This window comes from Mesorhizobium sp., assembly GCF_004963255.1.
Classification (GTDB): Bacteria; Pseudomonadota; Alphaproteobacteria; order Rhizobiales; family Rhizobiaceae; genus Mesorhizobium.
In genome coordinates, this window is sequence record NZ_SUGA01000002.1 from 253,794 (window position 1) to 271,336 (window position 17,543).

At 64.3% G+C, this 17,543-nt stretch carries 21 protein-coding genes; 5 read left to right on the forward strand and 16 right to left on the reverse strand.

What is annotated here, in order from left to right; translation table 11 throughout:
- Positions 1 to 13 precede the first annotated feature (13 nt).
- The 16 genes from E5X34_RS04055 to E5X34_RS04130 form a co-directional block, all read right to left on the reverse strand.
- The gene (locus E5X34_RS04055; RefSeq protein ID WP_292561347.1) at positions 14 to 1,084 is read right to left on the reverse strand and encodes a flagellin; all 1,071 of its coding nucleotides are present in this window, start codon (positions 1,082 to 1,084) and stop codon (positions 14 to 16) included.
- A gap of 254 nt (positions 1,085 to 1,338) precedes the next feature.
- Positions 1,339 to 2,337: a flagellin gene (locus E5X34_RS04060; protein ID WP_292561350.1), complete on the reverse strand. Its 999-nt coding sequence runs from the start codon at positions 2,335 to 2,337 to the stop codon at positions 1,339 to 1,341.
- A 224-nt stretch (positions 2,338 to 2,561) separates the two neighbouring features.
- Complete coding sequence (gene fliP / locus E5X34_RS04065) at positions 2,562 to 3,293, reverse strand: flagellar type III secretion system pore protein FliP (RefSeq protein ID WP_127306753.1); 732 nt, start codon at positions 3,291 to 3,293, stop codon at positions 2,562 to 2,564.
- On the reverse strand, positions 3,290 to 3,784 hold the full coding sequence (locus E5X34_RS04070; protein WP_292561352.1) for a flagellar basal body-associated FliL family protein: 495 nt from the start codon (positions 3,782 to 3,784) through the stop codon (positions 3,290 to 3,292). Before E5X34_RS04070 ends, fliP begins: the two co-directional genes overlap by 4 nt.
- 18 nt (positions 3,785 to 3,802) lie before the next feature.
- Positions 3,803 to 4,501, reverse strand: a complete 699-nt coding sequence (gene flgH, locus E5X34_RS04075; protein WP_292561355.1) for a flagellar basal body L-ring protein FlgH — start codon at positions 4,499 to 4,501, stop codon at positions 3,803 to 3,805.
- The gene (locus E5X34_RS04080) at positions 4,498 to 5,067 is read right to left on the reverse strand and encodes a MotE family protein (protein ID WP_292561357.1); all 570 of its coding nucleotides are present in this window, start codon (positions 5,065 to 5,067) and stop codon (positions 4,498 to 4,500) included. Before E5X34_RS04080 ends, flgH begins: the two co-directional genes overlap by 4 nt.
- 59 nt (positions 5,068 to 5,126) lie before the next feature.
- On the reverse strand, positions 5,127 to 6,215 hold the full coding sequence (locus tag E5X34_RS04085; protein WP_245456739.1) for a flagellar basal body P-ring protein FlgI: 1,089 nt from the start codon (positions 6,213 to 6,215) through the stop codon (positions 5,127 to 5,129).
- A gap of 149 nt (positions 6,216 to 6,364) precedes the next feature.
- The gene (gene flgA, locus E5X34_RS04090) at positions 6,365 to 6,886 is read right to left on the reverse strand and encodes a flagellar basal body P-ring formation chaperone FlgA (RefSeq protein ID WP_292561359.1); all 522 of its coding nucleotides are present in this window, start codon (positions 6,884 to 6,886) and stop codon (positions 6,365 to 6,367) included.
- 6 nt (positions 6,887 to 6,892) lie between these two features.
- Positions 6,893 to 7,681, reverse strand: a complete 789-nt coding sequence (gene flgG / locus E5X34_RS04095) for a flagellar basal-body rod protein FlgG (protein WP_292229320.1) — start codon at positions 7,679 to 7,681, stop codon at positions 6,893 to 6,895.
- A 10-nt stretch (positions 7,682 to 7,691) separates the two neighbouring features.
- Positions 7,692 to 8,021: a flagellar hook-basal body complex protein FliE gene (locus E5X34_RS04100; protein ID WP_292561363.1), complete on the reverse strand. Its 330-nt coding sequence runs from the start codon at positions 8,019 to 8,021 to the stop codon at positions 7,692 to 7,694.
- Positions 8,021 to 8,437, reverse strand: a complete 417-nt coding sequence (gene flgC, locus E5X34_RS04105; protein ID WP_042640471.1) for a flagellar basal body rod protein FlgC — start codon at positions 8,435 to 8,437, stop codon at positions 8,021 to 8,023. Before flgC ends, E5X34_RS04100 begins: the two co-directional genes overlap by 1 nt.
- A 2-nt stretch (positions 8,438 to 8,439) precedes the next feature.
- Positions 8,440 to 8,820 carry a flagellar basal body rod protein FlgB gene (gene flgB, locus E5X34_RS04110; RefSeq protein ID WP_292561366.1) on the reverse strand — a complete coding sequence of 127 codons (381 nt, stop codon included), beginning with the start codon at positions 8,818 to 8,820 and terminating at the stop codon, positions 8,440 to 8,442.
- An 88-nt stretch (positions 8,821 to 8,908) separates the two neighbouring features.
- Positions 8,909 to 9,697 (reverse strand): hypothetical protein, encoded by a 789-nt coding sequence (locus tag E5X34_RS04115; RefSeq protein ID WP_292561369.1) that lies wholly within the window; start codon positions 9,695 to 9,697, stop codon positions 8,909 to 8,911.
- Positions 9,678 to 11,084: a flagellar protein export ATPase FliI gene (gene fliI, locus E5X34_RS04120; protein WP_292561372.1), complete on the reverse strand. Its 1,407-nt coding sequence runs from the start codon at positions 11,082 to 11,084 to the stop codon at positions 9,678 to 9,680. The genes E5X34_RS04115 and fliI overlap by 20 nt, the downstream gene beginning before the upstream one ends.
- A gap of 4 nt (positions 11,085 to 11,088) precedes the next feature.
- Positions 11,089 to 11,811: a flagellar basal-body rod protein FlgF gene (flgF, locus tag E5X34_RS04125; RefSeq protein WP_292561375.1), complete on the reverse strand. Its 723-nt coding sequence runs from the start codon at positions 11,809 to 11,811 to the stop codon at positions 11,089 to 11,091.
- 4 nt (positions 11,812 to 11,815) lie between these two features.
- Positions 11,816 to 12,937: a DUF1217 domain-containing protein gene (locus E5X34_RS04130; protein WP_292561378.1), complete on the reverse strand. Its 1,122-nt coding sequence runs from the start codon at positions 12,935 to 12,937 to the stop codon at positions 11,816 to 11,818.
- Between the two features lie 147 nt (positions 12,938 to 13,084).
- Between E5X34_RS04130 and motA the strand changes: the two genes are divergently transcribed.
- The 5 genes from motA to flhB are packed head-to-tail and all read left to right on the forward strand — an operon-like array spanning position 13,085 to position 17,529.
- The gene (gene motA / locus E5X34_RS04135; RefSeq protein WP_042640459.1) at positions 13,085 to 13,960 is read left to right on the forward strand and encodes a flagellar motor stator protein MotA; all 876 of its coding nucleotides are present in this window, start codon (positions 13,085 to 13,087) and stop codon (positions 13,958 to 13,960) included.
- 34 nt (positions 13,961 to 13,994) lie between these two features.
- Entirely contained in the window at positions 13,995 to 14,930 is a 936-nt protein-coding gene (locus tag E5X34_RS04140; protein ID WP_366664870.1) for a FliM/FliN family flagellar motor switch protein, read from the forward strand.
- Between the two features lie 30 nt (positions 14,931 to 14,960).
- Entirely contained in the window at positions 14,961 to 15,353 is a 393-nt protein-coding gene (gene fliN / locus E5X34_RS04145; protein ID WP_292561384.1) for a flagellar motor switch protein FliN, read from the forward strand.
- 43 nt (positions 15,354 to 15,396) lie between these two features.
- Positions 15,397 to 16,422, forward strand: a complete 1,026-nt coding sequence (locus tag E5X34_RS04150; protein WP_292561388.1) for a flagellar motor switch protein FliG — start codon at positions 15,397 to 15,399, stop codon at positions 16,420 to 16,422.
- 24 nt (positions 16,423 to 16,446) lie between these two features.
- On the forward strand, positions 16,447 to 17,529 hold the full coding sequence (gene flhB / locus E5X34_RS04155) for a flagellar biosynthesis protein FlhB (RefSeq protein ID WP_292561391.1): 1,083 nt from the start codon (positions 16,447 to 16,449) through the stop codon (positions 17,527 to 17,529).
- Positions 17,530 to 17,543 lie beyond the last annotated feature (14 nt).

Sequence of the window (17,543 nt, forward strand, 5' to 3'; positions counted from 1 at the left end):
GGGGTTGGTTGGCTTAGCCGTTCTTGAACAGCGACAGGATCGACTGCGAGGAGCTGTTGGCGATCGAGAGCGACTGGATGCCGAGCTGCTGCTGGACCTGGAGCGCCTGCAGGCGCGTCGATTCCTTGTTCATGTCAGCATCGACCAGCTGGCCAACGCCACGGTCGATGGAGTCCATCAGGCTCTGCGTGAAGGTCTTCTGCAGGTCGATCGAGCTCTTGGCGGCGCCGAGCACGGTGGCGGCGTCAGTAAGCTGACTCATGACGTTGTCGATCTTGGTGACCATCTGCGTGATGATATCGTCGGTCACGCCCGTTGCCGTGATGTCGAGATTGAAGGCGGAGACGTTGTCGATCTTGACGGGCGTGCCCGTCACCGCGGCCTGGGCGGCGGTGTTGGCGGCGATGTCGGTGGCGCCGCCGGCGATCGCGGTGGCATAGGCGGCGTCATACGCCGACTGGTCCGCTGCCGTGGAATAGATCGATGTCTTGCGATCGAGGATGCCCTGGTTCTTGACGGCGGTGGCGAGGCCGGAATCGAACAGCTTGGTGCTTTCGACATTGATGTCGATGGTGCCGAGCGAGATGGCGCCGGAAGAGGAGCGGTTGAAGGAGGAGACGATCTGAGCGTCGGGCTGGACGCCGTCATTGGCGGCGGCGACCTGCTTGGACGTCACCGAAAGATAATTCGAGCCGGAGAAGGTGGCGGCGTCGGCGAAGGATTTCATCTGCGCCTGCAGCGCAGTGATTTCGGTCTGCGTCTTGGCCTTGTTGGCGTCCGACTGGCCGACAGCCGACAAGAGCTTGGTCTTGATCTTGCCGATGGTGTCCAGCACGTTGTTCATGCCGGTATAGGCTGTATCGACCTTCGAGGCGCCGAGGCCGAGCGCGTCCTGCACGGTCGACAGCGCCGAGTTGTCGGAGCGCATCGTGGTGGCGATCGACCAGTAGGCGGCGTTGTCGGAGGCCTCGGAGACCCTGTAGCCGGTCGAGATCCGCGCCTGCGTCTGCTCGAGCGATTTGTTGGTGGCGTTGAGGCTTTGAAGTGCGGTCAACGCCGCAGCGTTCGTCATGATGCTCGCCAAGAAACTCGCTCCTTCTCAAAAGCCGGCATGCCACGCAGGCCTCGACCTGCCCATCGGTTGCGATCGTGCCGGTCGGGCCGAGTCGACAACCTGTATCAATTGGTTAACCATACCTAGCGCGATATGGTTAATGGCCTGTTAAAAGTCAGCTTCGGAGAAGTTAAGGAACGAGGGTTGCGCGAGCCTTGAGCAAACGCAAATCGGGCCGCGCTTTTGGCGCGGCCCGATGCTTTGGCGTGGTCAGTATAGAATGATCAGCCGCGGAAGAGCGACAGGATCGACTGCGACGAGCCGTTGGCGATCGACAGCGCCTGGACGCCGAGCTGCTGCTGAACCTGCAGAGCCTGGAGGCGGGTCGATTCCTTGTTCATGTCGGCATCGACGAGCTGGCCGACGCCGCGATCGATGGAGTCCATCAGGCTCGAAGTGAAGGTCTTCTGCAGGTCGATCGAGCTCTTAGCGGCGCCGAGCTTGGTGGCGGCGGTTGTCATGGCCTTGAGCGCGGTATCGACGACGTTCATCATCTCCGCGATCTGGGTGTCGCTGGCGCCCTTGCCAGTTGCGGAGTCGAAGATCTTCAGGCCGGCGACCGAGTAGGTGTCGCCGGCAGCCGCAGCCGCACCCAAGGTCGGGTTCTGTGCCGTGCCGACGATGGCGCCGGTCGCGCCGACGTAGTTGGCGTCGAGGATACCCTTCTGCGTTCCCGCCGTGGTGCCGGCTTCATAAAGCTTGATGCTTTCCACGTTGACGTCGATGGTCGAGATCGAAACCGCACCGGTGGCGCTGCGGTTGAATGCCGAGACGATCTTGACGTCGGCAGCGGCGGTGGCGGTGCCGCTGTTCACGGACAGCATGTTGGTGCCGGAGAAGGTGGCGCCATCGGCATAGGCCTTCAGCTGGTCCTGAAGCGCTTTGATTTCGGTCTGGGTCTTCTCTTTCGAAGCGTCCGTCTGACCGTAGGAAGCAGTCAGCTTCTGCTGGATCTTGTTGATGGTGTCGATCGCACTGCTCATGCCGGTGTAGGCGGTGTCGACCTTCGAGGCGCCGAGGCCGAGAGCGTCCGAAACGGTGGACATGGCCTGGTTGTCGGAGCGCATCGTGGTGGCGATCGACCAGTAAGCGGCGTTGTCCGAAGCCTGAGAGACGCGATAACCCGTCGAGATGCGCGACTGGGTGGTGTCGAGGTTCTTCTGGGTGGCGTTCAAGCTCTGCAGAGCGGTCAACGCCGAGGCGTTGGTCATGATACTGGCCATGGTACTCGTACCCTATTTTTACACGGATTTTTTTGACATACCGGCATGTCCGGTATGACGGTGCGGCATCATGCCAATGATCTGTGAAACCCGATCACCCGCCATCTGCGAGCAATATGCGGGCCAGTCCCTACCAAAGACCTAAATCGGACGGTTAATCGAAAATATATTGCGCAAAATTTGCGCGGAACGGAGACGGCATTTCAACACCCGTCCCGGCGTCGTCAGGTGAAGGACCGCACCAGGCTGCCGACGAGAAGGTTCCAGCCGTCGATCAGCACGAAGAACAGGATCTTGAACGGCAGCGACACCACCGTCGGCGGCAGCATCATCATGCCCATGGCCATGGTCACGGTGGCGACGATGAGGTCGATGACGAGGAAGGGCAACACAATGAGAAAGCCGATCTCGAAGCCGCGGCGGATTTCCGAGATCATGAAGGCCGGCACCAGGATGCGCAGATCGACCGTCTCGCGCGAGACAGTCTGGCCACGCTCGCGGGCGAGGTCGGCGAAAAGGTCGAAGTCCTTGTCGCGCACATTGTGCAGCATGAAATCGCGGAACGGACCGGAGATCTTCTCGAACGCTTCGCCTTGCGTGATCTGGTTGTCCATCAGCGGCTTCACGCCGTTGTTCCAGGCCTGGTCGAAGGTCGGCGCCATGACATAGAAGGTCATGAACAACGACAGCGAGATCAGGATCAGGTTCGCGGGCGTCGACTGAAGGCCGATGCCGGCGCGCAGGATCGAGAAGGCGATGACGAAGCGGGTGAAGCTTGTCACCATGATGAGCAAGCCCGGCGCCACCGAAAGCACGGTCAGCAGGCCGAACATCTGGATCAGGTAGCCGACGGTCGTGCCGTCGGCCTTGCCGATGCCGCCGAGATCGAGCTGCTGGGCCGCGGCGACGGAGGTGGTGACGACGATGAGCGCCGTGGCTATGAGGAACTTTCTCATTCGAGCAGCATCGTCCTGACGAGAACCTGTTTGACGTGGCCGCCGCTGCGCAGCGCCGCGCGCTCCTCAAGATCGGCCTTGAGATGCTGGTAGCCGCTGGCGCCTTCGATCTGATGCAGCTTGATCGTGCGCACGAAGGCAAGCAGGTCCTGGTGGATCTGCTCGGTCACTTCCGGCGGCTGGGGGGCGTCATAGAGCACCGATGCCTCCAGCCGGATCCAGACGTCCGAAGGCGAGGCGAGATTGGTGGTGATCGGCGCCAACTGAGCCAGCGTTGGCCCGACGGCGGCCTTGCCGCCCTCGGCGGGTTTTTCCGCGGCGCCGGCGTTTTCCGGCGCCACGGGTACTGGCGCCGGCGTCTCGCCCTGCTTGAGATAGCCGCCGGAAACCCAGCCCATGCCGATGGCCGCGCCTGTCATGACCAGCAGGATGGCGAGCTGGATCACCAGGGAAGGTCCCTTCTTGGGCTGGACCTGCTCGACATTGGCCATGGCAGCGCTCTCCCGGCCCTAGAAAGGAAGAACCTGGTCGAGGACCTGCTGGCCATAGGCCGGCTGCTGGACCTCGCTCACACGGCCGCGGCCGCCATAGGAGATGCGCGCCTCGGCGATGCGCTCGTAGGGGATGGTGTTCTCCGCGCCGATGTCGGATGGACGAACCATGCCGGCGATGGTCAGCACGCGCAGCTCGTAGTTGACACGGACCTCCTGCGAGCCCCTGATCATCAGATTGCCGTTGGGCAGCACCTCCGTCACGACGGCGGCGACGTTGAGCTCGATGTCTTCCGAACGCTTGATCTCGCCATCGGCATTGGTCTCCGTGCTGGAGCTCAAACCGGCGTCGCCCTTGCCGCTGGTGCTCTTGCCGTCCCATCCGAGCGTGACGTCATAGCCGAGCTTGCGCGCGGCGGTGCGGCTGCGATCGTTCTGGTTCTTGAAATTGGCCCTGTCGTTGAGCTTGATGTTGACGGTCAGGATGTCGCCGGCGCGCAAGGCGCGCGGATCGGTGAAGAGCCGGCTCTGGCGGTCGTCCCAGAGCGAAAATTTCTTCGGCCGCGAGGCAGGCGGCTCGGGATAGCTGTAAGGACCGGAGGCGCCGATACCGGAACCGACGGGTGACATAGCAGGCTCCCGGCCGATCTCCTTGAAATTGGTGCCGCAGCCGGACAACCCCGCAACCGCGACGAGGACAAAGAACTTCAACTTCATGACGGATCAACCCTTCGCGCCGCGCTGGCCATGATGCCGGTGAGCGTCGCCGCCGCCTTCTGGTCCATTTCATTCAGGATGACGCCGGCCTTGCGCGAATCGAGCTTCATCAGGATGGCCGCCGCGAGCTCGGCGTTGACCATCGCCAGCCGCTCGGCGGCGGCGTCCGGCTTCATGCCGGCATAGATCTTGACGACGCCATCCTCGGCGCGCGCCAGGAACACTTCGCGGCGCTTCAGCCACTCTTCATATTCGGCCTTCTTTGCCTCCAGCGCTTTCATGCGCTCGTCGATGCCGGCCTGCAGCTGCTTCAGCTCTTCCGCCTGCAGGGCGTAGCGGCGGTCGCGCGCGGCATCCGCGATGTTGGAGCAGAAGCGCTGGACCTCGCTTTCGTCAGGCGCTTTCCCGACCGCAAGTCCAACCGGCTGGGCCGATGCCGTCTCGCGCGTGAGTTGGGCCGGCTGAGCCGGCGCCTGACCGCCGGGCAATACCTGGCGCACTTCATCCGCGCGGACCGCGCCGCCCGCCAACGCGACGATCGCGCCAATGGCGAGGAGTCCGGTCACGGGGTGAAGTCTTGGGCGGCGATGCAGTGTCGAGGAGAGGAGCGCGATCATCGGCGTGCCTATTGGAGGACCAGGTCGGCCTGCAGGGCGCCGGCAGATTTGATGCCTTGCAGGATGGCGATGATGCCGTCCGGCTTCACGCCGAGGCGATTGAGGCCGGAGACAAGCGTTTCGAGGTCGGGGCCGTCGAGCACGGCGACGCGGGCGTTGGGCCGGCTCGCATCGATGGCCGTGGACGGTTCCACCGCGGTCTCACCCCTGGAGAAGGGTTCAGGCTGGACGACCCGCGGCGCTTCGGTGATGCGTACGGTAAGCGTGCCGTGGCTGATCGCCACGCGCGAGATCCTGACATTGTTGCCGATGACGATGGTTCCGGTGCGCTCGTCGATGACGACGCGAGCGGGGGAATCCGACTCGACGACGAGGTTCTCGATCTCGGCATAGAAGCGCGCGGCGGAAACGTTCTTCGGCCGCCTGATCTGCACGGTTCGGGCATCGCGCTCGGCGGCGACCCGCATGCCGAAGCGCTGCGAGGTGTAGTCGTTGACGGCATCGGCGATGCGGATGGCGGTTGAGAAATCGGGATTGCGCAATTGCAGCGTCAAGACGCCCTGGTCGTCGAACTCGGCCGGCACGGCGCGCTCGACGATGGCGCCGTTGGGCACGCGGCCGGCGGTCGGCACGCCCTGCGTGAGTTCCTCGGCCTGACCCTTGGCGGTGAAGCCGCCGACAATCACCGAGCCTTGCCCGACGGCGTAGATCTCGCCGTCGGCCGCCTTCAGCGGCGTCATCACCAGCGTGCCGCCGGCGAGCGAGGTGGCGTCGCCCATCGAGGAGACGTCGATGTCGATGCGGGCGCCCGACTGGACGAAGGGCGGCATGTTGGCGGTGACGATGACGGCGGCCACGTTCTTGGCGCGCGCGCTGCCGCCTTCGGTGGCGATGCCGAGATTCTCCAGCATGGCGCGGATCGACTGCTCGGTGAAAGGCGAGTTGCGCAGGCTGTCGCCGGTGCCGGCAAGGCCGATGACCAGGCCGTAGCCGACGAGCTGGTTGTCGCGCGCGCTCTGCAACTGAGCAATGTCCTTGATGCGCGCGGCGACCTGGCCGGGCGGCAGCGTGCTTGGTCCGGTGGAAACGCGGAACATGCGCTGGGTCGTGGCCGGATCATATTCCGGGTCGTCGTAGACGCCGCCGTTCTTCTGCGCCAGCTCGCGCTTGGCCTTGGGCGTCAGCCCATCCGCCAAAGCCGGCTGAATGCCGATGGCCGCCGCGAGCAGAAGGACAAAGGCGCGCATCACGAAGCGCCGACCTTGATGGTGCCGTCGGCCATCACCGTGCCGGAGATGATCTTGCCGCTGTCGATGTTGCGGATCTTGATCTGGTCGCCGGCAGCGCCTGGCTGCAGTGTGACGCAGGCCGCCGAAATGGTCAGCGCGCCGGCGGTGAAATAGACCTGCACGGAAGCGCCCTGCTCGACCAGCCAGGCGTCGCGGATAGCGGTGACCGGGATGTAGCGGCCGGGCAGAAGCGTGCGCTTGGCGACCTTGCCCTGAAGCTCCTCGGAGCGCGTCGCCATGCCGTCCGGCTTATGCTTGCCGGGTATGAGCGTCACCTGCTTGAGCGAGGCGGGCTCGATTGTCTCACCGGGATAGATGACCCGGTTGGGGATCAGCACGGCCTCGCCAACCGCCTGGCCGGCGGCGATCTGGTTCGCCGACTGGCCGGTGGTGTCCTGCGCGATAGCCGGCGTGCCGGCGGCCACCAGGACAGTGGCCAGCACGGCGCGGCGGAATGCGGAGGAGATCGGCCCAGCCATCATCCGTTACCTGATGTTCTTGGAGACCACCGAGGCCATGTCGTCGGCGGCCTGGATGACCTTGGAGTTCATTTCATAGGCGCGCTGCGCCGAGATCAGCTCGGTGATTTCCTTGACCGGGTCGACGTTGGACGATTCCAGATAACCCTGCTGGATCGTTGCGAAGCCGGGATCCCCCGGAACGCCGACATTGGCCGGGCCCGAGGCAGCCGTTTCCTGGAACAGGTTGTCGCCGAGAGGGGCGAGGCCCGCCTCGTTGGCGAAATTGGCGATCTGGAGCTGTCCGAGCAGCTGGAGGTCGGTCTGGCCCTGGAGACGGGCAAAGACCTGGCCGGTCTTGTTGACGATCACCTCGACGGCATCCGTCGGCACGGTGATGGCCGGAATGACGTTGGCGCCGTCCACCGTCACGAGCTGGCCGGTGGCATTGGTGTTGAAGGCGCCGGCGCGACTGTAGAGCGTGCCGCCGTCGGCGCCCTCGATCTGGAACCAGCCCCTGCCGGTCAACGCCAGGTCGAAGCTGTTGCCGGTGCTGGCGAGTTCGCCCTGGGTGTGAACGTTGCGCACGGCGGTCGTCTTGACGCCAAGACCGATCGAAACGCCTTCCGGCACCAGCGAGGTGTTGGAACGGTTGGGCACGCCTTGCGTGCGGTCGACCTGGTAGAGCAGGTCGGAGAATTCGGCCCGCGCCCGCTTGTAGCCGGTGGTGTTGATGTTGGCGATGTTGTTGGCGATGACTTCCAGGTTGGTCTGCTGGGCGTTCATGCCGGTGGCGGCGATTGCGAGTGCTTTCATGACGCGGTCCCTAGATACTCATGCGACTGATTTCGAGGTAAGCCGAGACGACCTTGTCGCGGATGGCGATGGTCGTCTGCAGCGCCTGCTGGGCGCTCAACACCGCATCGACAACCTGACGGGTGTCGGCGTCGCCCTTGAGCGCCTGGATCGACATCTGCTCGGCACCCTGCAGCGTGTTGACGGTCTTCGTCGCGGCCTGGCTGAGGACGTCGGCGAAGCTGCCGCCGATGCTTTCGCTGGCCTGCGTCCCGACACCGCCTTGAAGCAGGCCCGGCGCGGCCGAGTCGGCGCCGTCGATTGCCGGTTTGAACTGTAGTGCCCCGATACCGCCGATCATTACTGGTTCCTCATCAGGTCGATGGTCATGGAAATGAGATCGCGAGCCTGCTTGATGACCTGCAGGTTGGCTTCATAGGAGCGGTTCGCCTCGCTCATGTCTGCCATTTCGACCAATGTGTTGACGTTGGGCATCTTGACGTACCCTTTGGCGTCGGCGGCTTCGTTGCCGGGCTGGAATTCGATCGGGAAGTCCGAGGGATCGCGATTGATGCCGCTCACTTCCACCAACGAGCCGCCGGTTGCGCGGTCGACCTCGGACTGGAAGGTGATCGTCTTGCGGCGATAGGGATCGGCGCCTGGCGTGCTGCCGGTCGACTGGGCGTTGGCGAGGTTTTCCGAGACCACGCGCAGGCGTTCCGACTGGGCACCAAGACCGGAGGCTGCGACTTTGAGGGCTGCGGTGAGGGCGTCCATGGTCAGCTCTTCACCACCATCGTCATCATCGAATGGAAGGCCTTGACGATCGCCGTGTTGAGCTCGAAGGAGCGGCGAACCTCGCCGGCCTTCATCAGCTCCTGCTCGAGAACGACGGTGTTCTTCGACGGCATGATCGCGCCGTCAGGATCCTCCGGCTTGACGTTGAAGCCGGCATTGGTGGTCTCAGTGCCAAGATGGCCCGCCTGCGTGGCGGTCAGCGTCACCGCGGTGCGGTCGAGAACCTTTTCGAACGGCTCGACATCATTGGCCGTATAGCCCGGCGTGTTGGCATTGGCGATGTTGGAGGCAATCGCCGACTGGCGCACGGCCAGCCATTGCGACTGCCGCGTGGCAAGGTCGAAAAGATTTACGGGTTCCATGGGAATCTCCCGGACAAGTACGCACAAGACTAGGCGGCCAGTCTTGCGCGGACCTTGCGCGGGGGAGGGGCTGTACGGCCGGGTTCGGTTACTTCGAGAGCTGGATCACCTTGTCGGTGCTGGTGACGATCACCCACTTGCCGCCGCGCTGCTCGATCGAAGCGACGCGGCTCGAATCCGGCAGGATGGAGCCGCGCTGAACGACCCACAGACCCGTATCGTCCTCGATCATGGCGCGGCCGTTGGCCACATGCACCATCTTGAATTCGGAAGCGGCGGCCGGGAAGGGCTGGTCGGCGGGCGGCGGGGCCGGATCATCCTCAACCGTTCCGGTCGCAAACAGGTCGATATCGGGATTGGGAACGTCCTTGGCCGTCAGCGGTCCGCTCCGTTGAGCCGCAACGCCACCGCCCTCGCGTCCGGAATTGCTGCCGCTGCCGCCGAACTTGATGGTCTGAACGCCGAACTGCTCCTGATTGAAGAAGATGTACCAGGGAAACAACGCGCAGATGAGGCCGAGCGTGATGCCGAGCGCGGCGATGACGAAATCGCTGCGCCGGTCGGCGCTCCTGTCGGCCAGGCGGGGGAACTGGGCTTTCGGCGGCTCCGGCCACTCGCTGCGGGAAAAAAGCCCGTCGAGCACGGTATCGCGGCTGGCCTGCGCGACATCGGCGGCCCCGGCGGCGGATGTCCGCGGCGGATGCGGCCTGTCGGCTCTGGTCAGGAGAGCCGCTGTCTTCTGTGTCTTGGCATGCGCGGCCTTGTCCTTGGCGGATCTTGCCGCGTCGGCCTCGGCCCTTTCCGCCGCCTCGGCCTCGGCAAGCCTGTCGCGCAGCATGCGCTCGGTATATTGGAGCTCAGTCTCCTTGATCGCCATTCAGCTTCCCCTTGAGATGGCGGGCGAGGTCGGCGAACGGATCGGCCGACGCGCGGTCCCTCGGCGATTGCGTGAGCGCCTCGTAGATCAGCGGCACCTGGCGCACCGCGTTGTCGAGTTCGGCATCGGCGCCGCTTTGGTAAGCGCCCAAAAGACGGATGTCGCGCGTATCCTCGAAGCGCGCGATCATCGATTTCAGCCTTGTCACCAGCGTGCGCTGTTCCGGGCTCCAGGCCTTGTCGGCAAGGCGCGAGATGGACGACAGCGGATTGACCGGCGGATAGCGGCCCTGCTCGGCAAGGGCGCGGTCGAGGACGACATGGCCGTCGAGAATGCCGCGCACCGAATCGGCGACCGGGTCGTTGTGGTCGTCGCCGTCTACGAGCACGGAGATGATGGCGGTGATCGAGCCTTTTCCCTCGACGCCGGGGCCGGCGCGTTCGAGCAGCTTCGGCAGGTCGGTGAAAACCGAGGCCGGGTAGCCGCGCGCCACCGGCGGCTCGCCGGTTCCCGTCGCAACCTCACGCAGCGCATGCGCGAAGCGGGTGATGGAATCCAGCACCAGGAGCACGCGATGACCCTGGTCGCGGAAATGCTCGGCCACGCATATGGCGGTGTCGGGCGCGCGGCGCCGCATCATGGCGCTTTCGTCGCTGGTGGCGACGACGGCGACGGTCTTGGCCATGCTCTCGGCACCGATCGTGTCCTCGAGGAACTCGCGCACCTCGCGGCCGCGCTCGCCGATCAGAGCCACGACCACTGTGTCGAAGGCCTCGGCGCCGGCGAGCATGGCAAGCAAAGTCGACTTGCCGACGCCGGAACCGGCGAAGATGCCTAGCCGCTGGCCGAAGCAGAGCGGGGTGAAGATGTCGATCACCCGCACCCCGGTGAGGAAGCCGGTGCCGACGCGCTGGCGCGACAAGGCGCCCGGTGTCGCGCCATGCGTGACATCGGCGGCATTCGGCCGGATCAGCGCGGGACCGCCGTCAATGGGGCGGGTCAAGGCGTCGATGGCACGCCCGCGCCAGGAGACATGCGGCGCGACCGCGAGCGGGCCGCGGCGAAAGACGACGTCGCCGATACCGGCATCGGCGCTGCGCTCGAAAGGCGCAATCACCACCTCGTCGCTGCCGATCTTGACGATCTCGCCGCGTCGCGCGCCGGCCTTGCCGCGCTGCTCGACGATGTCGCCCAGCCTGGCAATTCCAGACAGGCCGCGGACCTTGTAGTGCGTCGGCGATATCTCGGCGATGCGGCCGCCGCGCGCAAGCAGTGCCTGCGGATCATCGAACCGGCGCCAGACGCGTTCGAGCGCCGCCAGCCGGTCCGTCCTTCCGGAATCGGCCGGGCTCTCGGAAGCGCGCAACAGGGACGGGCCGGTCGTCATACCGTCACTTCGAGCCGAGCGTCTTGATGGCGTCGTCGGTGGAGGAATCGGTCTGCCGCATCAGCGCCGCCGTGTTCTCGAAAGCGCGCTGCACCTGGATCAGCCGGGTCATCTCCAGCACCGGGTTGACGTTCGACTCTTCCAGAAATCCTTGCGCGATGCCGACGTCCGAACGATCGGTGACGGGTTCGGGCGTGCGCGCCGGAACGATGCCTGAATTGCCATAGCGGACGAAATCCTCGCCGGGATCGAAATTGTAGAGGCCGATGGCGCCGACCAGCTGGTCGTTCTGCCGGAGCGAGCCGTCCGCGCCTGCCTTGGGCGGGCCGTTGCGCGGATCGAGCTGGATCGGGGCGCCGCCGCTGTCCAGAACCGGATAGCCTTCGATCGACATCAATTCGCCGTTCTCGTTCATGGAGAAACGGCCGTCGCGCGTCATCACCGTGCCGGCCGGCGTGTCGATGGCGAACCAGGCGTCGCCCTGGATGGCGAAGTCGAACGGGTTGCCGGTTTCGGTCAGCGCGCCATGCGCGCCGGAAAGGTAGGTCTTGCCTGAGGAGGCGAAGGAGACCGACTTCGGCCCGGTGCCCGAGACCACGTCCTCGAACTTCACGCCGGTGGCGCGAAAGCCGATGGTCGAGGCATTGGCGACGTTGTCGGCGATGGTGTCGAGACGGCGCTCGAGCGCGATCTGAGAGGAAAGGGCGACGTAAAGACTGTCCTGCATGATCTCAGAACTTCAATTGCTGCATGGCCAGCATCAGATCGGTGGAGATGCCGACACTGGTCGGCTGCGCGAAGAGCACGCTGACCGACGTCACCGCCGTCGAGGTCGGGTGGGCGACCTCGTACATGCTGGTGAAACGAGTCAGGAACTTGCTGAGCTTCTCGGGGTCGGTGAAATCCTTGATGTCGAGCTTCTGCCCGAACAGCTGCGCCTGCTTGTCGATATCGGCCGTGGCAAAGGAATCGGGCAGGCCGAGCGCGGTGCGCACCACGCTGGCCAAAGCGGTGTCTGCCAGCACGTCGTACCAGCTGGTGATGTCGGGCGCCTTGCGCTGGAAATAAAGCGCCAGCCGCACGCCCTCGTTGGTCTTGCCGGCATCCTCCTCCAGCGTCTGGCGCATGTACATGCCGACGGTCGGCTGCTGCGCCTGAACATAGGTGGTGGCGTTTTCGCCGTATTGCTCGAAGTTGAAGGCCGAGGCCAGCCCGGCATAGGCCTTGTTGGTCTGCTGGTTGGCGACGCTGTCGGGATCGCGCACGCCGCCTTGCAGGACCGACTTGATCAGGTCCTTGTCCTCGGTTGCCGAATCCAGGCCGTACGCGGCAAGCGCGTAGGTGTAGAGGCGGTCGTTCGACATCAGGTCGTCGACCGATTTCACCTTGGTGATGTTGGCGAGATAGTAGGTCGTCTCGCCCTTCACATAGTCCGAATTCGGGTCGAGGCCGGCGATCTGGGCCTGGATGGCGTAGTTTTTCGTCACCAGCTGCTGCGCCGGGTTGTAGACGGTCGCATCGGCGCCGTCCGCCGCAAAATTGAAAGCTCTGACGAACTGGGCGTAGCGCTTGTCGGTCAGCTTGTTGGCGAAGCTGTCGGGATCGGAAACGCCTTCCTTCAGCGCCTTGACCATGAAGGCCTTGGCATAGTCCATGTTCTCCAGCCCGTAGGCCTTCATGGCATATTTGAACAGGCGGTCATTGTTGACGAAATCGTCGATCGATTTCACCTTGGTGATGTTGGCCAGATAGTACTGGGTGTCGCGATCGACCGTCGGCTGCTGCTCAATGCGGTCGATCGACTTGCCGATATCTTTGGCAATCAACTGATAGCTGGTGTAGGTACTGAGCAAGGACACGCCTCCGGCCGAAGCTATCCCCGGACAATAACGTCACTTCCTTGCGCGAAGCTGAATCGTGTCCGCTGCCCTCGATTCAAGCCTCACACAAGGCACGGGGACTATCCCTGATCCACGACGTGACATGCGGAAGGACCAGTCGTGGGTATTCTGATCGGACTTGTGGTGACGCTCGGCTGCGTTCTCGGCGGCTTCATGGCCATGGGCGGCCATCTGCACGTGCTGCTGCAGCCCTGGGAAGCGGTGGTCATCTGCGGCGCGGCGCTCGGGACCTTCCTCGTCGCCAATCCGATGAAGACGGTCAAGGACACCGGCAAGGGCATTCTCGAGGCCTTCAAGCAGGCGGTGCCGAAGGAGCGCGACTACCTCGAGACGCTGGGCGTCCTGCACAGCCTGATGCGCGAACTGCGCTCGAAATCGCGCAGCGAGGTCGAGGCGCATATCGACAATCCGGAGGAGTCCGCGATCTTCCAGGCCTTCCCGACCGTGCTCAAGAACCATGACCTGACGAATTTCATCTGCGACTATTGCCGCATTATCATCATCGGCAATGCCCGCTCGCACGAGATCGAGGCGCTGATGGACGAAGAGATCCAGACGATCCGCAGCGACAAGCTGAAGGCCTATCACGCGATGGTGGCGGTCGGCGACGGCCTGCCGGCGTTGGGCATCGTGGCCGCCGTGCTCGGCGTGGTGAAGGCGATGGGTGCGCTGGACCAGTCGCCGGAGATCCTCGGCGGCCTGATCGGCGCCGCGCTCGTCGGAACCTTTCTCGGCATCTTCCTGTCCTATGCGGTGGTCGGTCCGGTCGCCACCAAGATCAAGACGGTGCGAGAAAAGAAGAACCGCCTCTACATCATCGTCAAGCAGACGCTGCTTGCCTATATGAACGGCGCCCTGCCGCAGGTGGCGATCGAATTCGGCCGCAAGACCATATCGTCCTACGAGCGTCCGACGATCGATGCCGTCGAGCAGAGCACGATGAACGCCGGCTCTGCCGAGAAGAAGGCGGCCTGAGCATGCTCGATCCGAGACAGGACCACTTGCCGTCATGACAAGTCCGGCCAGTCCGTCAGAAACGCGGGCCTTGATCATCGAGCGTCTCGTCGGCGACAGTGGCGAGGCGGCGCAGGTGATCGGCGTTGGCCGTGGCATGGCCGAACGGGCGGTCCCGGTGCTGCAAAAGGCGCTTGCAAGCGAGCTCGGCGCGCCGGTGACCGTCGACCTGCAGGCGGTGGAGGTCGGCCGCGTTCCCGAGGCGCGTTCGCGCGCCGGCGATGCCTTTGCGCTGACCATCGTTTCGTCGCCGACCTCGGCCGACGCCATGACGCTGGTGATGGATGCGCATGCGGTCGCCGTCATTGTGAGCGCGCTGTTTGGCGGCGATCCCGACCAGCCGGTGGCGCCGATCGAACGCGACCTGTCGCAGATCGAGGCCGATGTCGCGACCACCGTGTTCCAGGAGGTCGCGACGGCGCTCAACGGATCGGGCCGGCGCTCATTGGATTTGCGTCTGCCGGTGCCTCGCGCAACGTCTGGCGGCGAAGCGAGGCGGCGCATCCTGCGCGACGGCGCCGCAGTCCGCATCGTGTTTGGCGTCTCGACGCCTACCGATACCGGCATGATCACGGTCATGATCCCACAGCGAATCCTCCTCTCGACGCGTGGCGCAAACGCCAAAGTCGAGGAAGGCGAGAGCAGCGAATTCGACTGGCGTGCCCGTTTCTCGGAAGAGGTGATGCGCTCGACCGTCCGGCTCGAAGCGACGATGCCGCTCGCCCGGCTGACGCTCGGTCACCTGGCCGCGTTCGAGCCCGGCCAGGTGATAGAATTCGAGGAGAATGCGCAGCTCAACGCCAAGCTCAGCGCCCGCGACAAGACACTGTTTGTCTGCGAGTTCGGCAAGCTGGGGCAGAACTACACCGTCCGCATCAGCCATCCGCCTGATGCCGGGCAGGATTTCATCGACGGACTGATGCCGGGCTGACGCCAGGCCTGGGATTCATGGAGACGAAGCATGGCAGCGACAAATGTGGAAGCCGAGGCCGAAGCGGAAACCGGCCAACCCGACGAGCAGCTGGATCGCGCCATCGAAGAACTGCGTGGCGTGCTCCGTGAAGAGGAGGGCCGTCCAGAGGCCGCGCTTCGCTCGGGGGCCAATTCCTCGATCATCATGACCATTCCGGTCGACGTGCAGATCATCCTTGGCAGCACGGAAATGCCGGTGTCGGAGTTGATGGCATTGCAGAAAGGCTCCACGGTCGCGCTCAACCGCCGCATCGGCGAGCCCGTCGACGTGGTGGTCAACGGCCGCAGAATAGCGCGCGGGGAGATCACGGTGCTGGAAAACGATCCGACGCGCTTCGGCATCAAGCTCACCGAGATCATCGCGGCGACGAAGAGCGCCTGAGAATGGTCGGTGCGCGGACCAATCGGCAGCAAGGGCAACACGCATGACGACGGCATTGGCGCTGACACGTCCGCAAAAGGCGGCGGCCATACTGGTGGCCATGGGCAAGCCCGCAGCCAGCCGGCTGCTCAAATTCTTCAAACAGGATGAGCTGAAGGCGCTGATCGAGGGCGCGCGTCTCTTACGCACAATCCCGCAGGCCGATCTGGAGCGCATCGTCGCCGAGTTCGAGGCCGAGTTCACGGAGGGCGCGGGCCTGCTCGATTCGGCCGACCGGATGGATACGATCCTCAACGAATCACTGTCGCCCGAAGAGATGAGCGCCATCATGGGCGAGAAGAAGTTCGAGCCGGTCGCGGAAGGGCCCGCGCCGATCTGGCCGGACCTCGAAAAGCTCGAACCGTCACGGCTGGGCGCGTTCCTTTCCGGCGAGCATCCGCAGACGTCCGCGATGGTGCTTTCGAAGCTGGCGCCGCAGGCCGCCGCCAATGTTCTGCTCACCATGGAAAAGCCGATGCGCAGCCAGATCATCAAGCGCATGGTGACGATGGCCAACATCCCGGACGCGGCATCCAGGATCGTCGAGAACCAGCTGCGCGTGAGCGTGCTGTCGCAAAAGGCCAGCAGGGACACCACTGCCGGGCAGGAGCGCGTCGCCAGCATGCTCAACGAGATGGCAAAGCCGGAACTGGACGACCTGATGCAGGACCTGGAGCAGGCCGGCACGCCCGATCTCGCCGGAGTCAAGTCGCGGCTGTTCGCCTTCGACGATCTGCCGCTGCTTCCGCAGAAAGCCCGGGTACTCCTGTTCGACGGGCTGTCGACCGAACTCGTCACGCTGGCGCTTCGCGGCGCATCGCCGGAACTGGCCGAATCCGCACTGTCGGCGATCGGCGCGCGCTCTCGCCGCATGATCGAATCCGAGCTTGGACAGGGATCGGAAGGCATTGCGCTTGCCGACATCATGGCGGCCCGCAAGAGCATATCGAGCGCCGCCATCCGGCTGTCGCGCGAAGGGGCCTTCGAGCTGCCTTCGACGCAGACCGCCGCACCCGCCGAAGCCGCCTGACGATAGCCACACGGTCAGAGCGTCATGGCTGAAGCGGTCGACAAGGATTCCAAAACCGAGGAAGCCACAGAGAAGAAGATCCGCGACACGATCGAACAGGGCAAGCTGCCCCATTCGCGCGAGACCGCGATCTTTGCGTCCTTCCTCGCCATCCTGGTCTTCGCGGTCTTCTACGCCAAGGACGCGATCGTCGACCTCGGCATGTTCCTGTCCACGTTCCTGGAAAAGCCGGAAGCCTGGCCGATGGACACCGAGACCGACGTCATCTCGCTCTACCGGCAGGTGATGACCGAGATCGGCCACGCCGTCGTTAGCCTGCTGGTGCTGCTGACGGTCGCCGGCATCGGCGCCTCGGTCTTCCAGAATATGCCGCAGATCGTCGGTGAACGGATCAGGCCGCAGCTGTCGCGCATCTCGATCGCCAAGGGCTGGAGCCGGATGTTCGGCGTGCAGGGCTGGGTCGAATTCCTGAAGTCGCTGGCCAAGCTCGGCTTCGCCATCGCGGTGCTGAGCTTCACGCTCTCGCAAGATCATCGCAAGCTGCTCGCCGGCATGATCACCAACCCGATGTCCTTCGGCATGGTTATCCGCGGCATCTTCGTCGACATATTGGTGGCGATCGTTTTCGTCATGGGCCTGATCGCGGTGGTCGACATCGTCTGGTCGCGTTTCCACTGGCGGCGCGACCTGCGCATGACCAAGCAGGAAGTCAAGGACGAGCTGAAGCAGTCGGAAGGCGATCCGATCGTCAAGTCGCGGTTGCGCTCGCTGGCGCGCGACCGGGCGCGCAAACGCATGATGACGGCGGTGCCGCGCGCGACGCTGGTGATCGCCAACCCCACGCACTTTTCGATCGCGCTGAAATATGTGCGCGGGGAGGATTCCGCTCCCATCGTGCTCGCCAAGGGGCAGGATCTGGTGGCGCTCAAGATCCGCGAGATCGCCAGGGAGAACAACATCCCGATCTTCGAGGACGTGGCGCTTGCGCGCTCCATGTACAAGCAAGTTTCAGTTGATAGCGTGATCCCGTCGCAATTCTACCAGGCGGTCGCCGAGTTGGTGCGGATCGTCTACTCGAAGAAGACCGCCCGCAAGGCAACCCAATGAACGGACGCCGCTAA

Coding starts and splice junctions, on each gene's coding strand:
- fliN (WP_292561384.1), top strand. CDS start 14,961: ATGGCAGCGACAAATGTGGAAGCCGAGGCCGAAGCGGAAACCGGCCAA.
- E5X34_RS04140 (WP_366664870.1), top strand. CDS start 13,995: ATGACAAGTCCGGCCAGTCCGTCAGAAACGCGGGCCTTGATCATCGAG.
- flgB (WP_292561366.1), bottom strand. CDS start 8,820: ATGGAACCCGTAAATCTTTTCGACCTTGCCACGCGGCAGTCGCAATGG.
- flgG (WP_292229320.1), bottom strand. CDS start 7,681: ATGAAAGCACTCGCAATCGCCGCCACCGGCATGAACGCCCAGCAGACC.
- flgC (WP_042640471.1), bottom strand. CDS start 8,437: ATGGACGCCCTCACCGCAGCCCTCAAAGTCGCAGCCTCCGGTCTTGGT.
- flgF (WP_292561375.1), bottom strand. CDS start 11,811: ATGCAGGACAGTCTTTACGTCGCCCTTTCCTCTCAGATCGCGCTCGAG.
- fliI (WP_292561372.1), bottom strand. CDS start 11,084: ATGACGACCGGCCCGTCCCTGTTGCGCGCTTCCGAGAGCCCGGCCGAT.
- E5X34_RS04115 (WP_292561369.1), bottom strand. CDS start 9,697: ATGGCGATCAAGGAGACTGAGCTCCAATATACCGAGCGCATGCTGCGC.
- flgH (WP_292561355.1), bottom strand. CDS start 4,501: ATGAAGTTGAAGTTCTTTGTCCTCGTCGCGGTTGCGGGGTTGTCCGGC.
- E5X34_RS04070 (WP_292561352.1), bottom strand. CDS start 3,784: ATGGCCAATGTCGAGCAGGTCCAGCCCAAGAAGGGACCTTCCCTGGTG.
- E5X34_RS04085 (WP_245456739.1), bottom strand. CDS start 6,215: ATGTTCCGCGTTTCCACCGGACCAAGCACGCTGCCGCCCGGCCAGGTC.
- E5X34_RS04060 (WP_292561350.1), bottom strand. CDS start 2,337: ATGGCCAGTATCATGACCAACGCCTCGGCGTTGACCGCTCTGCAGAGC.
- flgA (WP_292561359.1), bottom strand. CDS start 6,886: ATGGCTGGGCCGATCTCCTCCGCATTCCGCCGCGCCGTGCTGGCCACT.
- E5X34_RS04150 (WP_292561388.1), top strand. CDS start 15,397: ATGACGACGGCATTGGCGCTGACACGTCCGCAAAAGGCGGCGGCCATA.
- E5X34_RS04100 (WP_292561363.1), bottom strand. CDS start 8,021: ATGATCGGCGGTATCGGGGCACTACAGTTCAAACCGGCAATCGACGGC.
- fliP (WP_127306753.1), bottom strand. CDS start 3,293: ATGAGAAAGTTCCTCATAGCCACGGCGCTCATCGTCGTCACCACCTCC.
- flhB (WP_292561391.1), top strand. CDS start 16,447: ATGGCTGAAGCGGTCGACAAGGATTCCAAAACCGAGGAAGCCACAGAG.